Genomic DNA, 19,354 nt, shown 5'->3' on the forward strand with positions numbered 1-19,354 from the left:
TCTACTTTAAGTTTAAAAAACTTCTTACATCACACTGTAGTACTGGTTCCTTGAGTACTGACTTCCTTACTGTCTATAAAGGCCTACGCGTGTAGTTAAACCTAAAAGGGTTTAACTACAGCTAAGCAAACAATTGCGAGAATAATTAACACAGGCGCTTCATTCAAAAAGCGATAGAAGCGGGGGGAGTGTCTATTTTCATCGCGTGCGAACTGCTTCATCAACTTAAACAAATAGAAGTGATAGCCATAAATAGCAAGCAGCAACAATAATTTTATATGGAGCCACCCGGACATTTTAAACCAGGTGCCACCATAGCTGACAATAAGCGCAACGCCGAATGCCAGAGTTAATAAGGCGAATGGAGTAACGAACAACCACAATCGGCGCTCCATGACTTTAAATTCATCTTTAACTATTTGAGACTTAGTCGTGGCGTGATAAACGAAAAGTCGTGGTAAATAGAAAAGCCCTGCCATCCACGCCAGCATGAAAAAGATGTGCAGTGCCTTAAACCATAAAATGTACATATTAGTAATGTGCCTTTTGTAAGAAGCTTTGCAAGATATTCCAGGTTACTACGCCAATGATATCGTTAAGCTCCTGATCGTAAATATAAACTGCGCCAGAGCGCGAATTTTTAAGATGTTCGTATACTTCGTGCAGCGTAGACTGCGCGCTGATGCCTTCCATTTCGTAATAGTTTAATGCTGCTGCATCGTGTTCCAAACTTACATTGTATTGGACCAGTTTATACTGCACATCTATTTCAAATTTTGATTTCTGAATGACAATTTTTGTCGGATCGCCTTCTAAATAGTTAATTAGCGCTTGTTCTGGGGCATCGTGAAAAAGCTTATAATCTCTATTCATTGCCGCTAGTACCCCCGTCTTTTCAAGGGCCTCTCGGATAGATGAAATGGCGTATGGTAGATTCTGATAGTCAAGCTGACGTATAAAAATAGAGCGGTTGCCGAAAAACTGCGTTGAAGTTACGTAAGCAGGTACTATCACCAGCATGGCTGGCAGAATTATTTGAGGGCTATAGGAAAGCTCCATAACCGCAGAAAGTGCAGCAAGAGGCGCGTGTAATACCGCCGTCAGCATACCCGCAATACCCAGCAATGCAAAGCTGTTAGTGAATTCAGGCACGTTGACAAAGTAGGATAGCGGCAATAAAAGCACAGCACCGGCAAGCATACCGATAACCATTACCGGGCCTATGATCCCCCCAGGGATACCAAGGCCGATAGCAAATACCGCTAAGATTACCTTAAATACAAGGGTAGATACCAACAATAGCGCACCAGGGGAGCTATCGAATAAGTGCTCAACGTCAATAAAATTCGCCCCAAGTGCCTCAGGTATAAACATACCTATAGTACCGGTAATTAGCGCTGCAAGTATTAAACGCCACACCATAGAAACCGGTCGGAACCAGGTCATAACACGCATAAGTTGGCTATTAAAAAGCACAGCCAACATACCCAGTAAAATGCCTAACAGTACTAAATAGAAATACATCCACTGGCTAAAGGCATTGAAAGATAAGAACGAAAGTTCGTTGACCTCTCCAAATACAATACGGGTAAGCACAGAGCCACAGGCTGCGGCCAGCATGATAGGTACAAATATGTGGATTTTGTATTCTCGAAGCACGACTTCCATTACAAAGATAACGGCAGCGAAAGGGGTATTAAACGATGCAGAAATGCCCGCAGCAATGCCACAGCCTGCAAGAATTCTAATACTGTTATAGGGCAGACGAAGCCATTGCCCAAGAAAACTACTGCCCGATGCTCCCATATGAACAGAAGGACCTTCTCTTCCTACGACGAAGCCTCCAGCAAGCGCTAGCATACCGCCAAAGAACTGATTGATGGTCGTTCGAAACGGAATATGACCGTAATAGTATTTTACCCGGTGAATAACGAAAGGAATCCCCAAGCGGTAGTGTTTGAAGCCAGTGAGAAAAGCAATGAATAGTATTAAGCCAACACTAATAAGCGGCATGATAAGCCAAACTAACCAGTCGTAAGCAAGAACTGACTTAAGCGACGATACCCCTGTTTCTTGAAGCCATTCAACGCATAGTCGAAACAGTATGATAATAAGCGCCGCGCAGGTTCCCCCTACAATGCCCAGCATGCACAACTGAATAGTAGTGCGTGGATGAGCTAACTCCTCTCTTAAAGCCTGCAAGCGCATGTTGTGGTACAGTAGATTAACGTAGCTAGCAGCTTACCATAAACACTTAAAATTCATAATATTTAGAACGCGTTAGCGTTTTTGTAGTTTTTTATTGAAGAAATTATGACGACAGACCAACTAAAAGAATTATTAGGCAACTATAAATGGACCTTGATGGTCGCGCTTATCATGTTCGTCATGATTGGATTCGGTTACAAGCTGGCGCGAATTATTGACGAAGGCGACAGCAAGAAAGTGCAGGCTCAAAAGGAAACTATTGCTATTTTGTCTGAAGAGAATAATGCGCTAACGACGAAAGTAAACCAGCTTGAAGTAGCCGTGGAACTTGCCTCACTCGAGTCAGAAAATATCGCAAAAACGTTAAGTGAACAGAAGAAAGAGCTAGAAGCACAACAAGAGCTGTTAAGCTTCTACGAGCGTGTTATGGCGCCCGAGAAAACCGATGACGGCTTTGCTATTGAAGGGGTAGAGGTCTTTAAATTAAGTGATACATCATATCAACTCAGGTTAGTTTTACTGCAATCTAAACAAAGAAAGGCAGTGATAAATGGCAACTTAGACATTGCTATTGTGGGCAAAAGAGATGGAAAGCCTGTTAGGCTAGAATCTGGCAGTTCAAGCCTACTTGCTGAAGACGTTAAGTATCGTTTTCGTTTTTTCCAAGCGGTTAACGTAACGCTTAATATCGAAGAAGCTATAAACGTAGAATCTATTGTTTTCACTACTCGGGTTTATCAGTATAAAACTCGCAAAGGCAACTATGAGGTAAGTGTGCCGTGGAGCGAAGCACTTTCAGTTGACCTAGAGTAAGTCTCTAACAACCATAGTTTAGCTAAGCACATAGCTAGGTATACTTAGGTTTTCCACACATATGATTTATTCACGCTCATGGTTTTGGTAAGTAAAAGCTTAGTAATTTCTAGGGCATGATCTTGTTAATATTCAAAGAGATACCAATAGCCATAGCCCACAAGAAAAGCTGGAATGGCAGAATACACAGTAGCGATAAGGGCTGCTTTTGGTGAAAGTGCGATAGCGGGAAACAAGGCATCGCCATCGTTACTAATCGCGTTGCCTAACTGAGCTGAAAAAGGGACTGCACCATTTAAATACAAACTGGTGACCAATATTTGAGGGCCGCAGCCGGGTAGAAAACCGATAACAATAGCCAAGCCGACCAAGCCAGATCCCATAGTTTCAAGCATTCCCGCTATGTCTAGTCCAAACCAGACAACAGAAAGCTCGAAAATCAAAAATGCGAGTATCACCCATGCCAATACAAATTGCGTATCTAACGCGGCTTTTTCCTGCCACTTAGGAGGGGGCGGAATGACGTCTTCTTTGGCAATAGAGGCGTATCCGCTTCCAGAACCACATAATGACCAAAGCACCAAACTTGCTATACATAAAGAAGCGCCAATTAGTGTTAGCGTATTCTCACTGATAGCCAAGTAACTGTGAACGGGGAGTTGAAACGCCAGAGCCAAGGCGACTACTAGCGACGGTAAGCTCACAATCATCCAGAATGCTGTAGATAGTGAAGCGGCTTTATGGCTTAGTGCTTTCGGTTTATCTGTGTTCAGGGGCTCTTGGTTGGAATCAACAGTTTCAGGTGCTCGATAATTATGGAATTTATTAACCACTAATCCCGTTGCAGCGCCTACGGTGACACTTACTGCCATTACCGTTAACGCATCTAATGGTGCTTGAGCGAGTAACAAAAACGCCGCATCTCCCATGGTGCTGGTTAATACCGCTACCACCGCGCCAAAGCTGGTAACACCTCGTGTGTACTGAGTCACCACAATAATTGCACCACCGCAGCCGGGTAAAGCACCAAGCAGTGCCGAAAGGCCTACCTCGTGGACTGGGTGGGTTTTCATGTAATTGCCAATAGCGTCAGCTGAGATCCGCAATGTGGCCAAGTAATAAAGTGCAAGCGATGCATAAACAAATGCTGCTACTTGGAAGTATGCGTCTGATAAAACTGAAAGCGTTACAGAATGGGTACTGCTTTGAGTAAGTAGGATTAAAACTAAAAGCGGCATCAACAGTCGCTTATTAGATAACAGCGGGTAAAGAGTGCTTTTAATGAAAGCTTGAGTAAAGACACTTAGAAGATGTGGTCGAGACTTATCGCGCTCCAACGCTCTTGAACTTTTCGATGTTTGGGGCGCTGTATCCATTACCACTTCACTCTTAAATTACTGAACACTATTTTGAAGGCGCACAATTGAAAGTGCGCCTTCCGTTTGCCTATCGACAAATCGCATACGCTTAGCTAGAAAGGGTAACCGTGCCTTGCATAATTCCGATATGACCGGGGAATGAGCAGAAGAACATGTATTCTTCGTCTTTACTTAGACCTTCAACAGAAAACGTAGTAGAAGTTTGTTCACCACCACCAATAATCTCTGTAGCGCCAATTACACGTTCGTCACCAGGCTTAATGTAGTCATTATCGAGTCCAGCACTCATGCCATCTGTTGCTACCGCTTGCCCATTGGCCTTGGTGGTCATTACCCAGTTATGACCCATAGATTGCTTCGGGAGTTGACCAGTATGCTTAAGCGTTACGGTAAATTCGCTGCAGCTTGCAGGGATCGTTACGTTTTTTGTATTGAACTGCATCGCGTCATTTGATTCCACAGTAGTCTCACATTCGTTAGCAAATGCACTGGAAGCTAAAAGGAAAAGGGCTGTGCCGCCAAGTAGTTTCTTCATCATGAATAATATCCTTTGAATATAGATTAACCGCACCTTTCGGTGGAATTAGAAGATTCCATTTTCAATACGAAAAAGCATAGCACTGGATCATGTTAAATGCTAATAATTATCATTTGAGTTTTTGTGGTGAGTTTGCTATCAATAGTTCTTGCCTATTCATCGCGTTATTTTTTGATGCACTCTTGATAAACGATAAAGCTAATGTCATCGATACGAAATGCACGTAAACAAATTCGTTTTGGACACAACGGTGGTGAACTGAATGTATTGGTTAACTATCTAGACAGTGTGGCCTGCATCGCAAATTTATTACCACAGAAAAGCGACAAATTTACGATTTATAAAAATGCAGTCGAATTGCTGTATGAAGTCATTTGTGACCCGCTAGTTTGTAAACAATGGCGCTATGCCTGTTTAGACAACTTATACAGGCCTTTACTTAACGCTGAGCGTTACGCCTGTACCGAGAGTGATCGAATTACGCTTGCAAGATTAAAAATAGATATGCATGTGCTAGTCCCACATTTTTTATGAGCGGCTAACGAGGGAGATACCTACTGAGTACTCTTAGTTTGCACTTAGTAGCCCGAGTAGACCTTTGATGACAGCGTGATAAACACGCCAAAAATTCAGTTACATCAACACAAGGATACGAGTTATGACAGCAACACGCACAGAACGCGACAGCATGGGCGAGCTACAAGTGCCTGAAGATGCACTTTACGGCGCACAAACTCAACGTGCTATTCAAAACTTTCCGGTCAGTGGACAACGCATGCCTGAAGCTTTTATACGGGCGTTGCTCACTGTGAAAAAAGCCGCAGCACAAGCAAATATGAAGCTCAAAGCACTCGATAGCGATCGCGGTTTGGCGATAGTTAAAGCCTGCGATGAACTGCTAGCCCTTGACGATGTTATGCAACACTTTCCGGTAGACGTCTTTCAGACGGGATCCGGTACCAGCACTAACATGAATGCCAACGAAGTAGTAGCCCGTTTGGCATCTGGTTATTCAAGTGAAGAGGTTCACCCGAACGACCATGTAAATTTCGGTCAAAGTTCAAATGATGTGATACCAACAACCATTCACGTAAGCGCGTCTATTGCCTTGTCAAACGAGCTTATACCGGCCGTTGAAAGTTTAGTTCGTACTATCGAAGTCAAAGCAAAGTCGGTAGCGCAATACTGCAAGACCGGACGCACACACCTCATGGATGCGATGCCTGTGGGCATGGACCAAAGCTTACTGGCTTGGGCATCTCAGCTTAAGCAGCAGGTGAAAACTCTGCGCGCTGTGCAGCCAGCTATTCAAACCCTTGCCCAAGGAGGCACTGCCGTGGGAACAGGTGTAAACGCCCATGCGGATTTTGCTACGACATTTTCAGATGCGCTAGGGGAACTGACCGATATCGCGTTTAAACCAGCAGATAATTTCTTTGCGCTTATTGGCTCTCAAGACACGGCAGTGACGCTTTCTGGTGCGACAAAAAGTTTGGCTGTCACCCTTATGAAAATTGCTAACGACCTACGTTGGATGAATTCCGGCCCGCTAGCTGGTTTGGGCGAAATAGCATTGCCTGCATTGCAGCCAGGCTCATCGATAATGCCAGGCAAGGTAAACCCGGTTATTCCAGAAGCCGTGGCAATGGCTTCAGCACAGGTAATAGGCAACGACGCTGCAATTACTGTAGGCGGGCAGTCTGGGAATTTTGAGTTAAATGTAATGCTACCCATGATTGCCTGCAACTTGCTTTCAAGTCTGTCGCTAATGACCAACAGTGCAAAGCTAATCGGCGAGCAAGCGATCGAGGGCTTTACTGTAAATCAAGAGAACATTGAAGCTGCGCTTTACAGAAACCCTGTGCTCGTCACGGCGCTCAATCCAGTGATTGGCTATGCTAAAGCTGCGGAAATAGCAAAAACAGCCTATAAAGAAAACAAGCCTGTTATTGATGTAGCTGAAGCAATGACAGATATCCCCAGAGACGAGCTGGAATCACTACTAGACCCGAAAAAACTTACCACACCTTGAGCGCTGTGAGAAAACGAAGACGATAGAAAGTGCGATCTACGATCGCATTTTTTTGTGGTGAAAGAGGCGTTTGTATACAAACAGGGCGTACTAACAACTTGCATAAGTTACGCTTGATCAAAAACTGCTCAGTGATTGGCACGTTCTTGGCTTATTCAAAGGACGTTATCAGGTTTAAAACGTGTTTTAAACGGTATACAGTTGCTGTATGCGAACGGGATTTTTGATACAGTAACACTATAAATAATTTGTATAGCTGCGTAAGACAGCGACAGACATTAGCGCTAATGGGTTTTACTTATTTTGATGGCGAATTGCTAGGAAAAAAGTAACGCCTTTTCGGGATGAAAAAATGACAGAAACTTGCTTTCGCATGAAGGGCACTACGCTCACCAGTATTGTGTTAGAAGTAATAGATTTTGAGCCAGATAACTTCGAAGCTCAGCTATCTAAGAAAGTTGCGAGCGCGCCGCAGTTCTTTACCCGTTCCTCACTGATTTTGCATTTGATAAAGCCTTTGTCTGCTACCGAGTTTGAACTGCTGGTGGCCCTTTGCCGTCGTTTGCAATTGCAGCCTATGGCGGTGAAAGGTGAAGTGGCAGAGCTGAAACCGACCATTAATGATTTGGGATTAGCTGATGTAAGCCAAAGTAAATTTACAGATAGCGCGCTTCGTTCACAAAAAGAGAGCGCTAATAACGGCACTGAAAGCGGCAGCAACAAAACCCATAGCGACGAGCGCGCGCCTCAGGCTCAACAGCAAGCGGCTGCAGAGCCATCTAGAAGCGAGCCTGCGCCTACAGCAGCTCCCGCACTTAAGCCTGCTAAAGTTGTCAATCGTCCTGTACGTTCTGGTCAGCAAGTTTATGCTGAAGGCAGTGACTTAGTAGTAACTGCGTCAGTGAGCGAAGGTGCTGAGCTTTTGGCTGATGGCAACATTCATGTTTACGGTACGTTGCGCGGACGCGCGTTAGCTGGCGTTAAAGGTAACACGGGGGCTCGTGTATTTTGTCAGTCATTAGACGCAGAACTCATTTCAATTGCTGGGCAATTCATTATGCATGACACCGTAAAGGGTGAGTGCTGGAAGAAGCCTGCACAAGTGTATTTAGAAGAAGAAACATTACGTATAGAGCCGTTAGCTTAATGCTTTGTACGCACTAATAGGAAAGAATAGATGGCAAAGATTATCGTAGTAACCTCAGGAAAAGGTGGTGTAGGTAAAACTACATCGAGTGCAGCAATAAGTACGGGGCTTGCGTTAGCAGGTCATAAAACGGTAGTGATAGATTTCGATGTAGGCTTGCGAAACCTTGACCTTATCATGGGTTGTGAGCGACGCGTTGTTTACGATTTTGTTAACGTTATCAACAAAGAAGCGTCACTAAAACAAGCGCTAATTAAAGATAAAAGAACAGAAAATCTTTTCATCCTTCCAGCTTCTCAAACTCGCGATAAAGATGCACTCACTGTAGAGGGTGTACAAGCAGTATTAGATGAGCTTAAGAAAGACTTCGAGTACATCATTTGTGATTCGCCAGCAGGTATCGAACAAGGTGCTCAAATGGCGCTTTATTTTGCTGATGAAGCCATTGTAGTAACCAATCCGGAAGTATCGTCGGTACGTGACTCAGATCGTATTTTAGGTATTTTACAAAGCAAATCGATGCGCGCAGAAAAGGGCGAACCGGTTAAAGAGCATCTGCTTCTTACTCGCTACAACCCAATGCGTGTAGAAAGTGCGGAAATGTTAAGCGTTGCCGATGTGGAAGAAATTTTGGCTATTCCACTTTTAGGTGTCATTCCAGAATCAGAGTCAGTGCTTAAAGCGTCAAACCAAGGGCAGCCGGTTATTCTTGACGAAGAGGCGAATGCAGGACAAGCTTATGCTGATGCTGTCAAACGTCTGCTAGGCGAAACTGTTCCACATCGTTTCCTTGAAGCAGAAAAGAAAGGGTTCTTTAAGCGTCTTCTAGGAGGGAAGTAATGGGAATTTTCGACCTGCTCAAAAAGAAGCAAAAGCCGAGTACTGCCGCTGTAGCTAAAGAGCGGTTACAAATTATCGTCGCACATGAACGTAAAAAGCGTACCGAACCTGATTACTTGCCCATGATGCAGCAAGAAATTATCCAAGTGATTAGAAAATACGTTTCTATCGCGGATGATCAGGTATCAGTTCAGCTTGATAATAATGACGAATGCAGCGTACTAGAGCTAAACGTAACGCTTCCGGAAAACTAGTTGGTAATAACCGATAGAAAATAGTAATAGATTATTCTTTATCGGTGCTTCTTAGCTTTTCCTCATTAACCTCTAGTTGTTTTGAAGCCATAGCAATGAGCTTCTCATCTAAAGGGGGAGGGGTAATATCTACCCCTTCACTTAATGCTTGAACAAGGGTCTCAAGTACGTCAACTCTCGCCTGCCACTTGTACTCTCCATTTATAATATGCCATGGGGCATAATCGGTATGAGTCTTCTCGAACATATCGTTGATAGCTTCAACGTAATGTTCGCGCATGCGACGATTGTGTAAGTCCTCTTCAGTGAGCTTCCAACGCTTAAAAGGGTTGTGTAAGCGCTCTTCAAACCTTTCGCGCTGCTCGTCGGCAGAGATATGCATAAACAACTTTATGATGCGAACGCCATTATCGCTAAGCGTTTTTTCAAATTCGTTTATCTCTTTATAACTACGCTGCCAGTCTGTGGCCGGGGTTAGCCCGTCAACCCGCTCAACCAGCACTCGTCCATAGTGGGAACGGTCAAAAATTGTGAGCTTACCAGGTGAAGGGATCTGTTTCCAAAAGCGATAAAGAAAGTGTTTTTCACGTTCTTCTTTTGTCGGCGCAGCTACCGGAAACACGTTCACAGAGCGGGGATCTAACTTCTCTGTGATACGTCGTATGGCTCCACCTTTGCCTGATGCGTCCCAACCTTCAAAAACGATAAGCGCGCGTCTTTTTTGGTGATAGTAGGACTGCTGAACATGAAAAAGAGATTCTTGGCATGCACTTAACTGATTTTTGTATTCTTCTTTCTCACTAAATCGAGAGCGACCGAAATCGTCAAACAAGGTAGCGGAAGTTTTTGAATGAGAAGAGCCCATATAAATAACCTATATTTCAGATAGATATCAGAGTTTTTACCACGAATTATTAATTTTTAAGAAATCTCATGCAGAATTAAAAAGAGCGTCTACACTTACCTGTCAAATTACGCTAACAGGATTTAAGTATGCAGTTCAACGTTTCTTCGTTGGTTCTTTTGACGGCAATTTTTCTTTTTTCTCTTAATACCCATAGTGCAACATGGAGTGAAAACGAGCTTCATATCCAGCACGGGAAGCTCAATCAGCCTTTTGCCGAGGCCTCGGGTACCGAACTTACTACAACAATTTTTACGTTCCAGCATGCCAGCGGGTGGGAGTATGGCGGAAACTTCTTTTTTGCTGACTATTCAAGCACGTCCGCCGGTGATGAACTATACGCAGAGTGGTACCCCACTTTCAGCTCTAAAGCTCTATTTAATGCTAATTACAGTGGCGTGCTTAGCGATATCAGTTTTGTCATGGGCGTAAATATGGCGCCAGAGTCAGACGTTTTAAAATATCTGCCAGGCATTCAACTTCATCTCGACGTAGAAGGCTTCCAGTTTTTGAATGTGCTTGTCACCGCATATTTAGATGATAGCGAGGGACTCAGTGCTGGTGGAGCACCTAAAGAAGACGACAGCTGGATGGTTGATATTGCTTGGCGATACCCCCTAAGTCTTTATTCACAGCAATTTTATATTGAAGGACATGCAGAGTACATCGATGAAAGAACATCTGAAATACCTGGCGCTGTAGTCGAGTCGTGGGTATTGGCTCAAATCCAAGCGCGATGGGACGCTGGTCAGGCTTTCTTCAATGTGAAGGACAGGCTGTTCCTTGGGGTGGAGTATCAGTATTGGAACAACAAGCTAGGAACGCAAGAAGAAGACAGCGTTGTTCAAGCGCTGGCAGTATGGCGTTTTTAAGCCAAACTTAGCGTTGATAGTTATTTAATTTTATTTGGAGTAAATCAATATGCAATTAAAGCGTTTGCTTTTCATTGCGTTAATTTCCGCGCTTATTGTACCTGTGGTGATTACCACGGCCGTATTTGCAACGTCTATTTTAACTTTTCTTACTAATAAGGTAGAGACATCAGACCTACCTACCGCCCTTGAAGAGGTCAAGAATGCTGTTGAATTAGATTTGCAGAGTACAATACTCCCAAGCCGTTCATTGGCTAACAATATGTACATAAAACGTTGGATGCAAAATGGTGAGCCTTCAGAAGGCGTTGACGTACTCACCAGCCACCTTGCAGAAATAAAGCGAGAAAGTAATGCCATTAGTGCTTATGTTGTGTCGGGAAACTCTAATAATTACTATACCCATGATGGTATAGATCGCCAGATCACACCTCAAAGCGACGCTTGGTTTCAAACCTTTATTAATAGTAGCCAGCCTTTTGAAATAGCTATTGATATCGACAAATCGAACGGTGTTGCTTCGGCGTTTATTAACTATGCGATAAAAATTGAAGGTGAGCGCGTAGCGCTGGCAGGCGTGGGTTTATCGTTAGATGCCATGTCTAAGCTGATAGCTTCTTATAAAGTTGCTGAGAGTGGCATTGTTTACCTAGTTGACGACGCCGGTAGTATTGCTTTGCACCCAAACATGTTAAAGCGTGGCGAAAAGTTGAATGCAAGTGCATTTGTGAACAATCCCAGTGAACTAGAAGTGTCTGGCAATGATGTAACACGTCTTGCAGTAAAACTGAATTCCTTGGATTGGTATTTAGTTACAGAAGTTCCAACCGATGAGCTTTACGGAGCCATTAACACGGCTGTTTTAACTAACATACTCATTGCGCTTGTTATCATAGCGCTAGGTTTGGTGGGAATGAGATTCTTGTCGAACAAGATTTTTGCGCCTATTGATACTATTACCGCCGCTGTTACTTCGTTAAACGAACGGGATGGCGACCTTACTGCTCGCTTGAATATCAGTGAAGATAACGAGGTTGGCGCTTTATCCGCTCAAATAGATTTATTTTTGGAAAAGCTCCATGCCATGTTCCTCCAGGTTTCGGAAAGTGCACAGCACGTTAAGGGCATAGCTGCCCAAGTTTACGAACAAATAGAGCTTTCCCAAAGTTACTCTTCAAGACAAACCGACAGCACCAACTCGGTAGCTGCAGCAATTGAAGAAATGGACTTGACCGTACGTGAAATATCAAACAGTGCCCAGGGCGCATCTGAAGTCGCTAATACTACCGAAGAAAACGTCAGCGCTAGTGCCAATACAATAGACAAGGCTATGCAAAACATGAGTGAGCTTAGCGGTGTCATGACAAAGTCGGTCAACTCAGTTAACGAGCTCTCTAGCAGTATTAATTCTATTTCTTCTATTTTGGATGAGATCAGAGGCATTTCTGAGCAGACTAATCTACTTGCGTTAAATGCAGCTATTGAAGCGGCTAGAGCTGGGGAACAGGGCAGAGGTTTTGCAGTGGTGGCAGACGAGGTTAGAAACCTTGCGAAAAGAACAAACGAGTCTACGACAGAAATTAGCCAGCTTATGGATGAATTAAACAAGCGCACGTCGGACACAGTAGCGGATATTCTGCGAGGTAACGAAAGTACACAAGCCACGTCTGAGTTCTTATCAACGTGTGTGCAGGCTCTCTCAAACATATCGGCTGAGGTAAGCAAGTTAACCGAAGCCAATACCCATGTGGCTTCAGCAACACGGGAGCAATCTGCGGCTACCGGTGAGATCAGCGAAAATATTTCTGTCATTTCGCAAACCGCAGAGGAAACATCTCGCAGTATGGAAAGAAGCTATAGTTTGGTCAATGAGCTTGATGAAGAGGCGAAAGCGTTGGATAACACTATCAGTAAATTTACGCTTTAATGCAGGTTAGCCACAGTCGTAGTTTGGATAGTTCGAGAGCTACTAGAGTTAATTCAGGTGCTACTAGTTGGTTCATGTGCTATTACATGGCTTAATTTTTATCTCATGGTTTGATTGTTAACTCATGGCTGAGGTTGATTCGTTAACTTTTGCCCCAATAATTGCTAACTATCCGCAAGTATTAGATAATTGCGGTTAAGCAGAAAGTGCGTTAGCACGAGATTATTGTAGAGGTGGGTATGTCTGTAGAAACGGCGTTGCCAATTGAGTTTTCAGACGCTGCAGCAGCGAAAGTGAAAGCCCTTGTTTCAGAAGAAGAAAATCCTGATTTGAAATTACGTGTATACGTAACAGGTGGTGGTTGTTCGGGCTTTCAATATGGCTTCACATTCGATGAGAAGGTGAACGAAGGCGATATGACCGTTGAAAAAGACAGCGTAACTATGGTTGTCGACCCGATGAGCTTACAATACTTGGTCGGTGGCATTGTCGATTATGTAGATGGTCTGGAAGGTTCACGGTTTTTAGTTCAAAACCCAAATGCCACCACTACCTGTGGCTGTGGCGCAAGCTTTAGCGTTTAAGTGAATTCTTTTAGGGGCAGCACACGCTGTGCGCTTTAAACGCGAAACCCTTCATCTGTAATTATTTATAGTTAAAGCGATAGGCATACATCGCATTCTTTTGTATGCCTGTCGGTTGTTTTTTCACAACACCTCCTTTTCTTTTCAAATTCTGGCTACACTGATTTCACTAAACGACCATAGTTAAGGACAGCGTTTATGAAATTATATGGCTCAACCACTTCTCCCTATGTACGCCGTATTCGCATCGTATTAGCGTCTACAGAACACGAGTTTTTAAATCTTCAGATCTTTTCAGGTGAAGATCGCGAACTACTTGCTTCTCGTAACCCAACATTAAAAGTACCTTGCCTTGAAGACGAGGGACAAATGGTTTTCGATTCTCGCATTATTTATAACTACCTTGCCGACAAGCTTGATCACGATGGCTTAAGCTGGGAAGAAGAGAACCAGCTAACGTTAATTGACGCAGCCAATGATTCATTTGTTCAGCTTATGCTTCTAAAGCGTTCAGATTTTGATATCAGCGAAGATAAAATGTATTACCGACTTCAAAATGAGCGGATTGAAGCAGTATTGGGGACGTTGTCAGAGCAGCTTGATGCGGGTGGCTTTAGTGGATGGACTTACCCAGAAATATGTTTGTATAGTATGATCGATTGGGTACTTTTCCGCGAATTACACAGCATGAAAGGCTACCCACAATTGTTAGCGTTTCACGAAAAACACCATGACAGAATTGAAGTAACCGCAACTGACCCGCGTAGTTAGATTTAGTCAAAATTCATAGCCAAGTAAATGTAGTTAAATTAGGTATAAATAGGTAATGTTGTCCTAACTTACAATCACCACTCTATAGTTACGCTTAACCAAGTTTCCGACTTTGCTACAGAAAGGGCTGCTTTAGAAAGGGCTGCTAAAATAAGGGCTGTTAAACAATTAATAGCCCTTATCAAAATCAAACTGGTAATTAAGCGACTCGCCCTTTATGTAGCGCAGCGCATTGTCTAAAAACACATCTGCTAGATCGCTTGGTTGAGATTCGGCGGCCGTGTGAGCAGTCACTGAAATATTAGGATGCTGCCAAAATGGGTGAGCGGGGTCGAGGGGCTCGTTGCGAAATACATCTAAAACCGCATGAGCCAATGCACCGCTGTTTAAAGCTAGTATAAGAGCATCATCGTCAACGGCACTACCTCGTCCAGCGTTAATGAACACACTATGAGGTTTAAGTGCGTTGAAAAAGCCGTGAGATAGCATGTTTTGTGTTGTGGGCGTGTCTGGCATTAAATTCACTACGTGGTCACATGCACTGGCAAACCCCTCGATGTCGTCAGGAGTGTAAACAGCATTAGCGCCTTCCACTTCTTTCCCGCTTCTCGTTAGACCTACAACCTGCATACCGAAGGCGTGAGCAACCGGAATAAGTGCTTGCCCGATACTGCCAAGTCCGACTATACCCAGCGTTTGCCCATTTAAGGGTATCCGTTTTAAGGCCTCCCACTTTGGACGGGCGGCTCGCTGATTTTGTTCAAACGCTTTTGTATTTCTGGCATGCTCCAGTAAGTAGGCAAAAACGTATTCCCGCATTAACTTACCGAAAATTCCTTTTAGCCCAGTAAGCGTGTAGTCTTTTTTATTCGCATTCAGCAGCGGGGCATTGCCCGCCCACGTTGATTGACACCAGGTAAGCGCAGCACAGCTGTGAATGATATTAGAAGCGAGATCAGGGTCTGCGAGCATTACTCTGACGTCTTTGGTATCTACATCTTCTGAACGCGTAGTGATTTGTTTAAGCGTTATAAGTGGGCGGCCATCGGCCCCGATAAAGCTATCGTTATCTGCTATTTTTTCTCGAAGAGCATCTGCAATATCGTTAGCCTCATTGCTTAAAACGGTAAGTTCAATCACCTTCGAACTCCTTGCTGTCATTGGTCTAACACTCCTAAAGTAAACTTTTCTTTCCTCTGCCTGAATGCATTATCGTTAACCTGGTTGTTCTAAAAATGTGATTTAAGTTTTACATTTTTGTAAACGGTGTTGGTGTTATGTATTTGCACCTGAAGTTAAATTGCAACGGAATCGCTATGCAGTCAGAAAACAAATTCCAAAATTCAATAGATGTTGATGTAACGCACGCAAAAGTACTATCACCTAAGCGTAACACAACCCAAGCCGAAACGTCGCAGGCGTTAGTTGAAGAGCAACTTTCACATTTCGGCATAAGCGCCGAAAGCGACTATGGCAAGGCACTCGCCAATACGGCTCATCACTTGTACGGTGCTCAGGCCAGCGTTATGCAGCTTTGGGATATTACTAGCAACACGTTGCAAGAACTTGATAAAGAAGACAGACTTGCCTACTTCAATGCCAAAAAGTTTTTGTCTTTTCAAATTGCTAAGATATTAGATACGCTGCAAAACCCGTTTAGAGCCACATACCAAAGCTTGTCGAGCGGAAATGGTTCGCAAGGGCACTATCCGCTGTTCGACAATGTCACAGCACTTTTTTCAGCTACACCCGTGGTGGTAAGAACAGCAACCTATGTGTATGCCTGTACTGAATGGGTAGACGATGCTTTTCAAGGAAAAGAGTTTACCCATCAAATTTATTCGCGATTATTAAACCCTACCAACATCTCCCTTGCCAACGCAATTGTAGATATGGAAGCGGGCCCTTACGCCGCTGAATACTTGGCGTGGAATTTTAATTCGGGCATGGCGGCAATTGATGCCTGTTTATCGAACGTGCTGAGTCATGGCGATGTGCTCATTGTTTCTAGAAACGTATATGGTGGGGTGTATCAGCTGCTTCATGACTATTTCGCTCGCAGCAATCGCATGGATATTCAAATTGCATGGTTTGATGGTTACGACGCGCAAAGCTTTGCCGCATTTATGCAGCAAACTAGGGCAGAACATGCCTCACGCTTAAGCAATGGAGCAAAAATGCATGTGTATTTAGAGTCGCCATGCAACCCACATGGTTACGTACTGGACGTACCCGGAATATGTGAGTTAGCACACGCACAAAATGCGTTAGTTATGTTGGACTCTACGCTGGCTACGCCTGTGTTGCACCAACCGCTGCAGCATAAAAACAAAGCCTCGCGTCCCGATTATGTCATCCACAGCTACACCAAAGATCTGTGTGGTAGTGGCGCAACCACAGCGGGCGTTGTGATAGGCGAGGGGCATCGCATGTTCCAGCCCAAAGGCAGTTCAGCAAACGGGGTAGACTGGTCCGAAACCATGTTCTGGGATGTGTACTACATTAAAGGTGCATTCCTAGATTCTGAAAAAGCCTTTGATGTACTAAACGGTATGAAGACCTTGGAACAGCGTATGATGACCAAGGTAATCAACACCCAAGTCTTTACCTCGTTTCTCAACGCCCACGACCAAATTCGCGTTAACTGTCATGCGTTGCCTGAACACAGCAATGCAGGTTTGCGCGAGAAACAGCATACCCACGGCTGGCCTTGTACTTTATTCACCGTAGACATGGCACCGGCAAACTTACCTCGCGATGTGTTTGTGCGCTTTTTCGATGCGCTAGAGCCGGCCTTTAGCCACCAAGTAAGCATAGGTCAAAACAATACGATTGTTTTGTGCCCCGCGTTAACGTCCCATTCAGAACTCAGTGGCGACGAACAGAAAAAAGCCGGAATAGAATTGACGACTATGCGCATTGCAATGGGTACAGACAACGTTAAGCAGCTTATTGCTCACTTTATGCTGGCCGCCAAGCATTTTATAGAGCCTCATGCGCCTGGTTTTTGCGAGAAGTTTATGGCAAACGCCGACATAGATGATTTGTATTTATCAGTTAGTGAGAGAGTAAGCTCACAGCATTTTGGCAGCAAGGCCAGTATGGACTCACTGATGAAAGGGGCATAGGTACACTTTTAGTTCAAGAAATTGTCTTGAACTGTCGATAAAACAAATTGAGGATGTTCTCCTTCTCCCGGGCCTTTCCTTACGCGGGCTCGGGATTTTTTATTTTTGGCACAGCTTATTAGCGATGATGAGCGATTTTCTTTGCTATAAAGTAAAAAAGACACTAAAACCCTTACCTAAATTGAATAACTAAGGCGGCTTTATGCACGAGTTTAAAATTGATGTAACGCTAGATGCATCATTGCCCTTTATCTTTACAGCATTTCACGAACCTGAGTATCTTTCAGAGTGGTTTGCACCAGGCGATTGTTCAGTTACACAAATTATGAGTGATTTTAAAGAGGGGGGGCGTTATCGCATCAAAATGATGGATCCCAGCGGTATAGAAATGTCATTAACCGGAGAATATGTGACCATTTTAGCGAATGAGCAGCTGTCGTTTTCCTGGGCGTGGGAAGATGACATGGAAGAGTCGATAATGACATCGGTGGACATTCACTTCGAAAAGACCGAGGAAGACAACGTAAGGCTAGTTCTTATTCAACAGGGCTTTTTAAACAAGCAAGAGTGCGATCAGCACAACTTCGCGTGGATGTCGTGCTTGGAAAAACTTGCCGTGTTAGCAGCTAGGAAAAAATCGTTTAATTAACCATTCTTCTGAAGTCACCAGCTTTCTGCAAGTTAGGCATAGTTTAGGCCTGGTTTGGGAATAGTACCGAGAGCGACGCGTATACATGGGGCACAGTGTTTGATACACACTGTTTGATAAGAATTCAGCGGGCGCCAGACAAGGGCAGAGCGGTTTTCTCTGCCCAGAGCTAGTTTAGGTCAGCGATGTCATCGCGTCTTTTCCGCTTTTTTCTCGGTAAGTATCAAAGTCGTTATAGCCTTCTTCGCCTCCTCCGTACCAAGCAGACGGATCGTCAAATGACGTTAGTGGGTAGTTATGTTTAAAGCGAGTAGGTAGATCTGGGTTTGTGATCCAAGGTCTTCCAAAAGCAATCATGTCACCATCACCGTCAGATAAGCGCTGTTCAGCTTCTTCTTTCGTATAGCCGCAGTTACCCATTAGCATACCGTCAAAAAGAGCCCTGAATTCTGCTAATGTCATGGCTTCACCACGCTCATGAAAACCAAATGCTAAGCCATCCATTATGTGTAAATAGCCTATCTCTAGTTTATTTAGCTGTTGGGCTACATAGGTAAAGGTTTCTCGAAAATCGTCGGCACCCATGTCGTTAAATGCGCCATTTGGCGATAACCTTACACCGACATGCTCTTTTTCCCATACGCTCAATACTGTGTCCATCACCTCGCTTAAGAAGCGATATCGGTTGTCTAGACTGCCTCCGTAATTATCGTCGCGTTGGTTGCTACGGCTATCTAAGAATTGGTTAATAAGGTACCCATTTGCCGCATGCACTTCCACGCCATCAAACCCTGCAGCTTTGGCGTTAATAGCTGCCTTTTTGTAGTCTTCTACAGTGCGCTTTATATCATCAAATGTCATGGCTTTCGGCACCTCGTAGGGCTTTTTGCCCTTAGGCGTGTGAATCTCATCGCCTTCAATTTTGATAGCAGATGCTGAAAGAGGTAAATTACCGTTGTGAAAGTCGCTGTGAGATGCGCGCCCGGTGTGCCAGAGTTGAAGTACAATCTTTCCACCCGCTTCATGAACGCGGTTCACGATTGAGCGCCAGCCTTCAACCATCTCGTCAGTGTAAATTCCAGGGGTATCAACCCAACCAATGCCTTCTTCTGATATGGTCGTTGCTTCAGTGATAATAAGCCCTGCATCTGCACGCTCAACATAGTGATCGCCCATGATTTTATTGGGTATGCGATCGGCGCCCGCTCTACCTCTTGTCATTGGTGCTAATACCATGCGGTTTTGCAATGTGTTACCTGCCCAATCGAACGAGCTGAAAAGTACTGAGTCTGTCATTCGTATTCCTTA

The 19,354-nt window shown here is 44.1% G+C and carries 19 protein-coding genes; 12 read left to right on the forward strand and 7 right to left on the reverse strand.

The window, feature by feature from the left end; translation table 11 throughout:
* Positions 1-101: 101 nt before the first annotated feature.
* Both ACXAER_RS14360 and ACXAER_RS14365 read right to left on the reverse strand, forming a co-directional pair.
* Positions 102-530, reverse strand: coding sequence for a CopD family protein (locus tag ACXAER_RS14360; RefSeq protein ID WP_474830275.1), 429 nt, complete (start codon positions 528-530; stop codon positions 102-104).
* A gap of 1 nt (position 531) precedes the next feature.
* Positions 532-2,208 (reverse strand): chloride channel protein, encoded by a 1,677-nt coding sequence (locus ACXAER_RS14365; RefSeq protein WP_474830277.1) that lies wholly within the window; start codon positions 2,206-2,208, stop codon positions 532-534.
* 105 nt (positions 2,209-2,313) lie between these two features.
* Here ACXAER_RS14365 and ACXAER_RS14370 point away from each other — a divergent pair, with 105 nt between their 5' ends.
* Positions 2,314-3,021: a DUF6776 family protein gene (locus ACXAER_RS14370; RefSeq protein WP_474830279.1), complete on the forward strand. Its 708-nt coding sequence runs from the start codon at positions 2,314-2,316 to the stop codon at positions 3,019-3,021.
* A 125-nt stretch (positions 3,022-3,146) separates the two neighbouring features.
* On the opposite strand, the gene ACXAER_RS14375 is transcribed toward ACXAER_RS14370, so the two are convergent.
* Both ACXAER_RS14375 and azu read right to left on the reverse strand, forming a co-directional pair.
* Entirely contained in the window at positions 3,147-4,397 is a 1,251-nt protein-coding gene (locus ACXAER_RS14375; RefSeq protein ID WP_474830281.1) for a putative manganese transporter, read from the reverse strand.
* 91 nt (positions 4,398-4,488) lie between these two features.
* On the reverse strand, positions 4,489-4,938 hold the full coding sequence (gene azu / locus ACXAER_RS14380) for an azurin (protein WP_474830283.1): 450 nt from the start codon (positions 4,936-4,938) through the stop codon (positions 4,489-4,491).
* Between the two features lie 201 nt (positions 4,939-5,139).
* Between azu and ACXAER_RS14385 the strand changes: the two genes are divergently transcribed.
* The 5 genes from ACXAER_RS14385 to minE all read left to right on the forward strand — a co-directional run bounded on the left by ACXAER_RS14385 (position 5,140) and on the right by minE (position 9,211).
* Positions 5,140-5,472, forward strand: a complete 333-nt coding sequence (locus ACXAER_RS14385) for a hypothetical protein (protein WP_474830285.1) — start codon at positions 5,140-5,142, stop codon at positions 5,470-5,472.
* Between the two features lie 124 nt (positions 5,473-5,596).
* Entirely contained in the window at positions 5,597-6,970 is a 1,374-nt protein-coding gene (locus tag ACXAER_RS14390) for a class II fumarate hydratase (protein ID WP_474830287.1), read from the forward strand.
* A 352-nt stretch (positions 6,971-7,322) separates the two neighbouring features.
* A complete protein-coding gene (gene minC / locus ACXAER_RS14395; RefSeq protein WP_474830289.1) occupies positions 7,323-8,117 on the forward strand; it encodes a septum site-determining protein MinC in 795 nt (264 codons plus the stop codon).
* A gap of 30 nt (positions 8,118-8,147) precedes the next feature.
* Entirely contained in the window at positions 8,148-8,957 is an 810-nt protein-coding gene (minD, locus tag ACXAER_RS14400; protein WP_269916709.1) for a septum site-determining protein MinD, read from the forward strand.
* Positions 8,957-9,211 (forward strand): cell division topological specificity factor MinE, encoded by a 255-nt coding sequence (minE, locus tag ACXAER_RS14405; protein ID WP_118492536.1) that lies wholly within the window; start codon positions 8,957-8,959, stop codon positions 9,209-9,211. The genes minD and minE overlap by 1 nt, the downstream gene beginning before the upstream one ends.
* Positions 9,212-9,242: 31 nt before the next feature.
* Here minE and ACXAER_RS14410 read toward each other — a convergent pair whose 3' ends face one another.
* Positions 9,243-10,076 (reverse strand): polyphosphate kinase 2 family protein, encoded by an 834-nt coding sequence (locus tag ACXAER_RS14410; protein ID WP_474830291.1) that lies wholly within the window; start codon positions 10,074-10,076, stop codon positions 9,243-9,245.
* A gap of 128 nt (positions 10,077-10,204) precedes the next feature.
* Here ACXAER_RS14410 and ACXAER_RS14415 point away from each other — a divergent pair, with 128 nt between their 5' ends.
* From ACXAER_RS14415 to ACXAER_RS14430, 4 genes are all read left to right on the forward strand, one after another.
* A complete protein-coding gene (locus tag ACXAER_RS14415; protein WP_474830293.1) occupies positions 10,205-10,987 on the forward strand; it encodes a hypothetical protein in 783 nt (260 codons plus the stop codon).
* 49 nt (positions 10,988-11,036) lie between these two features.
* A complete protein-coding gene (locus ACXAER_RS14420; protein WP_474830295.1) occupies positions 11,037-12,914 on the forward strand; it encodes a methyl-accepting chemotaxis protein in 1,878 nt (625 codons plus the stop codon).
* A 239-nt stretch (positions 12,915-13,153) separates the two neighbouring features.
* Positions 13,154-13,498, forward strand: coding sequence for an iron-sulfur cluster insertion protein ErpA (erpA, locus tag ACXAER_RS14425; protein ID WP_474830297.1), 345 nt, complete (start codon positions 13,154-13,156; stop codon positions 13,496-13,498).
* A gap of 198 nt (positions 13,499-13,696) precedes the next feature.
* Positions 13,697-14,269 (forward strand): glutathione S-transferase family protein, encoded by a 573-nt coding sequence (locus ACXAER_RS14430; RefSeq protein WP_474830299.1) that lies wholly within the window; start codon positions 13,697-13,699, stop codon positions 14,267-14,269.
* Positions 14,270-14,437: 168 nt separating this feature from the next.
* Here the strand turns inward: ACXAER_RS14430 and ACXAER_RS14435 are convergent, their stop codons facing one another.
* On the reverse strand, positions 14,438-15,430 hold the full coding sequence (locus ACXAER_RS14435) for a D-2-hydroxyacid dehydrogenase (RefSeq protein WP_474830300.1): 993 nt from the start codon (positions 15,428-15,430) through the stop codon (positions 14,438-14,440).
* 155 nt (positions 15,431-15,585) lie between these two features.
* Here ACXAER_RS14435 and ACXAER_RS14440 point away from each other — a divergent pair, with 155 nt between their 5' ends.
* Together ACXAER_RS14440 and ACXAER_RS14445 are read left to right on the forward strand one after the other, a co-directional pair.
* Positions 15,586-17,397: a trans-sulfuration enzyme family protein gene (locus ACXAER_RS14440; RefSeq protein WP_474830302.1), complete on the forward strand. Its 1,812-nt coding sequence runs from the start codon at positions 15,586-15,588 to the stop codon at positions 17,395-17,397.
* A gap of 202 nt (positions 17,398-17,599) precedes the next feature.
* Positions 17,600-18,046: an SRPBCC family protein gene (locus tag ACXAER_RS14445; protein ID WP_474830304.1), complete on the forward strand. Its 447-nt coding sequence runs from the start codon at positions 17,600-17,602 to the stop codon at positions 18,044-18,046.
* A gap of 174 nt (positions 18,047-18,220) precedes the next feature.
* Here ACXAER_RS14445 and ACXAER_RS14450 read toward each other — a convergent pair whose 3' ends face one another.
* A complete protein-coding gene (locus ACXAER_RS14450) occupies positions 18,221-19,342 on the reverse strand; it encodes an alkene reductase (protein WP_474830306.1) in 1,122 nt (373 codons plus the stop codon).
* Between the last annotated feature and the right edge of the window lie 12 nt (positions 19,343-19,354).

It is taken from the genome of Alteromonas sp. AWJ4_199 (genome assembly GCF_056159165.1).

Coding starts and splice junctions, on each gene's coding strand:
- ACXAER_RS14360 (WP_474830275.1), bottom strand. CDS start 530: ATGTACATTTTATGGTTTAAGGCACTGCACATCTTTTTCATGCTGGCG.
- ACXAER_RS14365 (WP_474830277.1), bottom strand. CDS start 2,208: ATGCGCTTGCAGGCTTTAAGAGAGGAGTTAGCTCATCCACGCACTACT.
- ACXAER_RS14370 (WP_474830279.1), top strand. CDS start 2,314: ATGACGACAGACCAACTAAAAGAATTATTAGGCAACTATAAATGGACC.
- ACXAER_RS14375 (WP_474830281.1), bottom strand. CDS start 4,397: ATGGATACAGCGCCCCAAACATCGAAAAGTTCAAGAGCGTTGGAGCGC.
- azu (WP_474830283.1), bottom strand. CDS start 4,938: ATGATGAAGAAACTACTTGGCGGCACAGCCCTTTTCCTTTTAGCTTCC.
- ACXAER_RS14385 (WP_474830285.1), top strand. CDS start 5,140: ATGTCATCGATACGAAATGCACGTAAACAAATTCGTTTTGGACACAAC.
- ACXAER_RS14390 (WP_474830287.1), top strand. CDS start 5,597: ATGACAGCAACACGCACAGAACGCGACAGCATGGGCGAGCTACAAGTG.
- minC (WP_474830289.1), top strand. CDS start 7,323: ATGACAGAAACTTGCTTTCGCATGAAGGGCACTACGCTCACCAGTATT.
- minD (WP_269916709.1), top strand. CDS start 8,148: ATGGCAAAGATTATCGTAGTAACCTCAGGAAAAGGTGGTGTAGGTAAA.
- minE (WP_118492536.1), top strand. CDS start 8,957: ATGGGAATTTTCGACCTGCTCAAAAAGAAGCAAAAGCCGAGTACTGCC.
- ACXAER_RS14410 (WP_474830291.1), bottom strand. CDS start 10,076: ATGGGCTCTTCTCATTCAAAAACTTCCGCTACCTTGTTTGACGATTTC.
- ACXAER_RS14415 (WP_474830293.1), top strand. CDS start 10,205: ATGCAGTTCAACGTTTCTTCGTTGGTTCTTTTGACGGCAATTTTTCTT.
- ACXAER_RS14420 (WP_474830295.1), top strand. CDS start 11,037: ATGCAATTAAAGCGTTTGCTTTTCATTGCGTTAATTTCCGCGCTTATT.
- erpA (WP_474830297.1), top strand. CDS start 13,154: ATGTCTGTAGAAACGGCGTTGCCAATTGAGTTTTCAGACGCTGCAGCA.
- ACXAER_RS14430 (WP_474830299.1), top strand. CDS start 13,697: ATGAAATTATATGGCTCAACCACTTCTCCCTATGTACGCCGTATTCGC.
- ACXAER_RS14435 (WP_474830300.1), bottom strand. CDS start 15,430: ATGACAGCAAGGAGTTCGAAGGTGATTGAACTTACCGTTTTAAGCAAT.
- ACXAER_RS14440 (WP_474830302.1), top strand. CDS start 15,586: ATGCAGTCAGAAAACAAATTCCAAAATTCAATAGATGTTGATGTAACG.
- ACXAER_RS14445 (WP_474830304.1), top strand. CDS start 17,600: ATGCACGAGTTTAAAATTGATGTAACGCTAGATGCATCATTGCCCTTT.
- ACXAER_RS14450 (WP_474830306.1), bottom strand. CDS start 19,342: ATGACAGACTCAGTACTTTTCAGCTCGTTCGATTGGGCAGGTAACACA.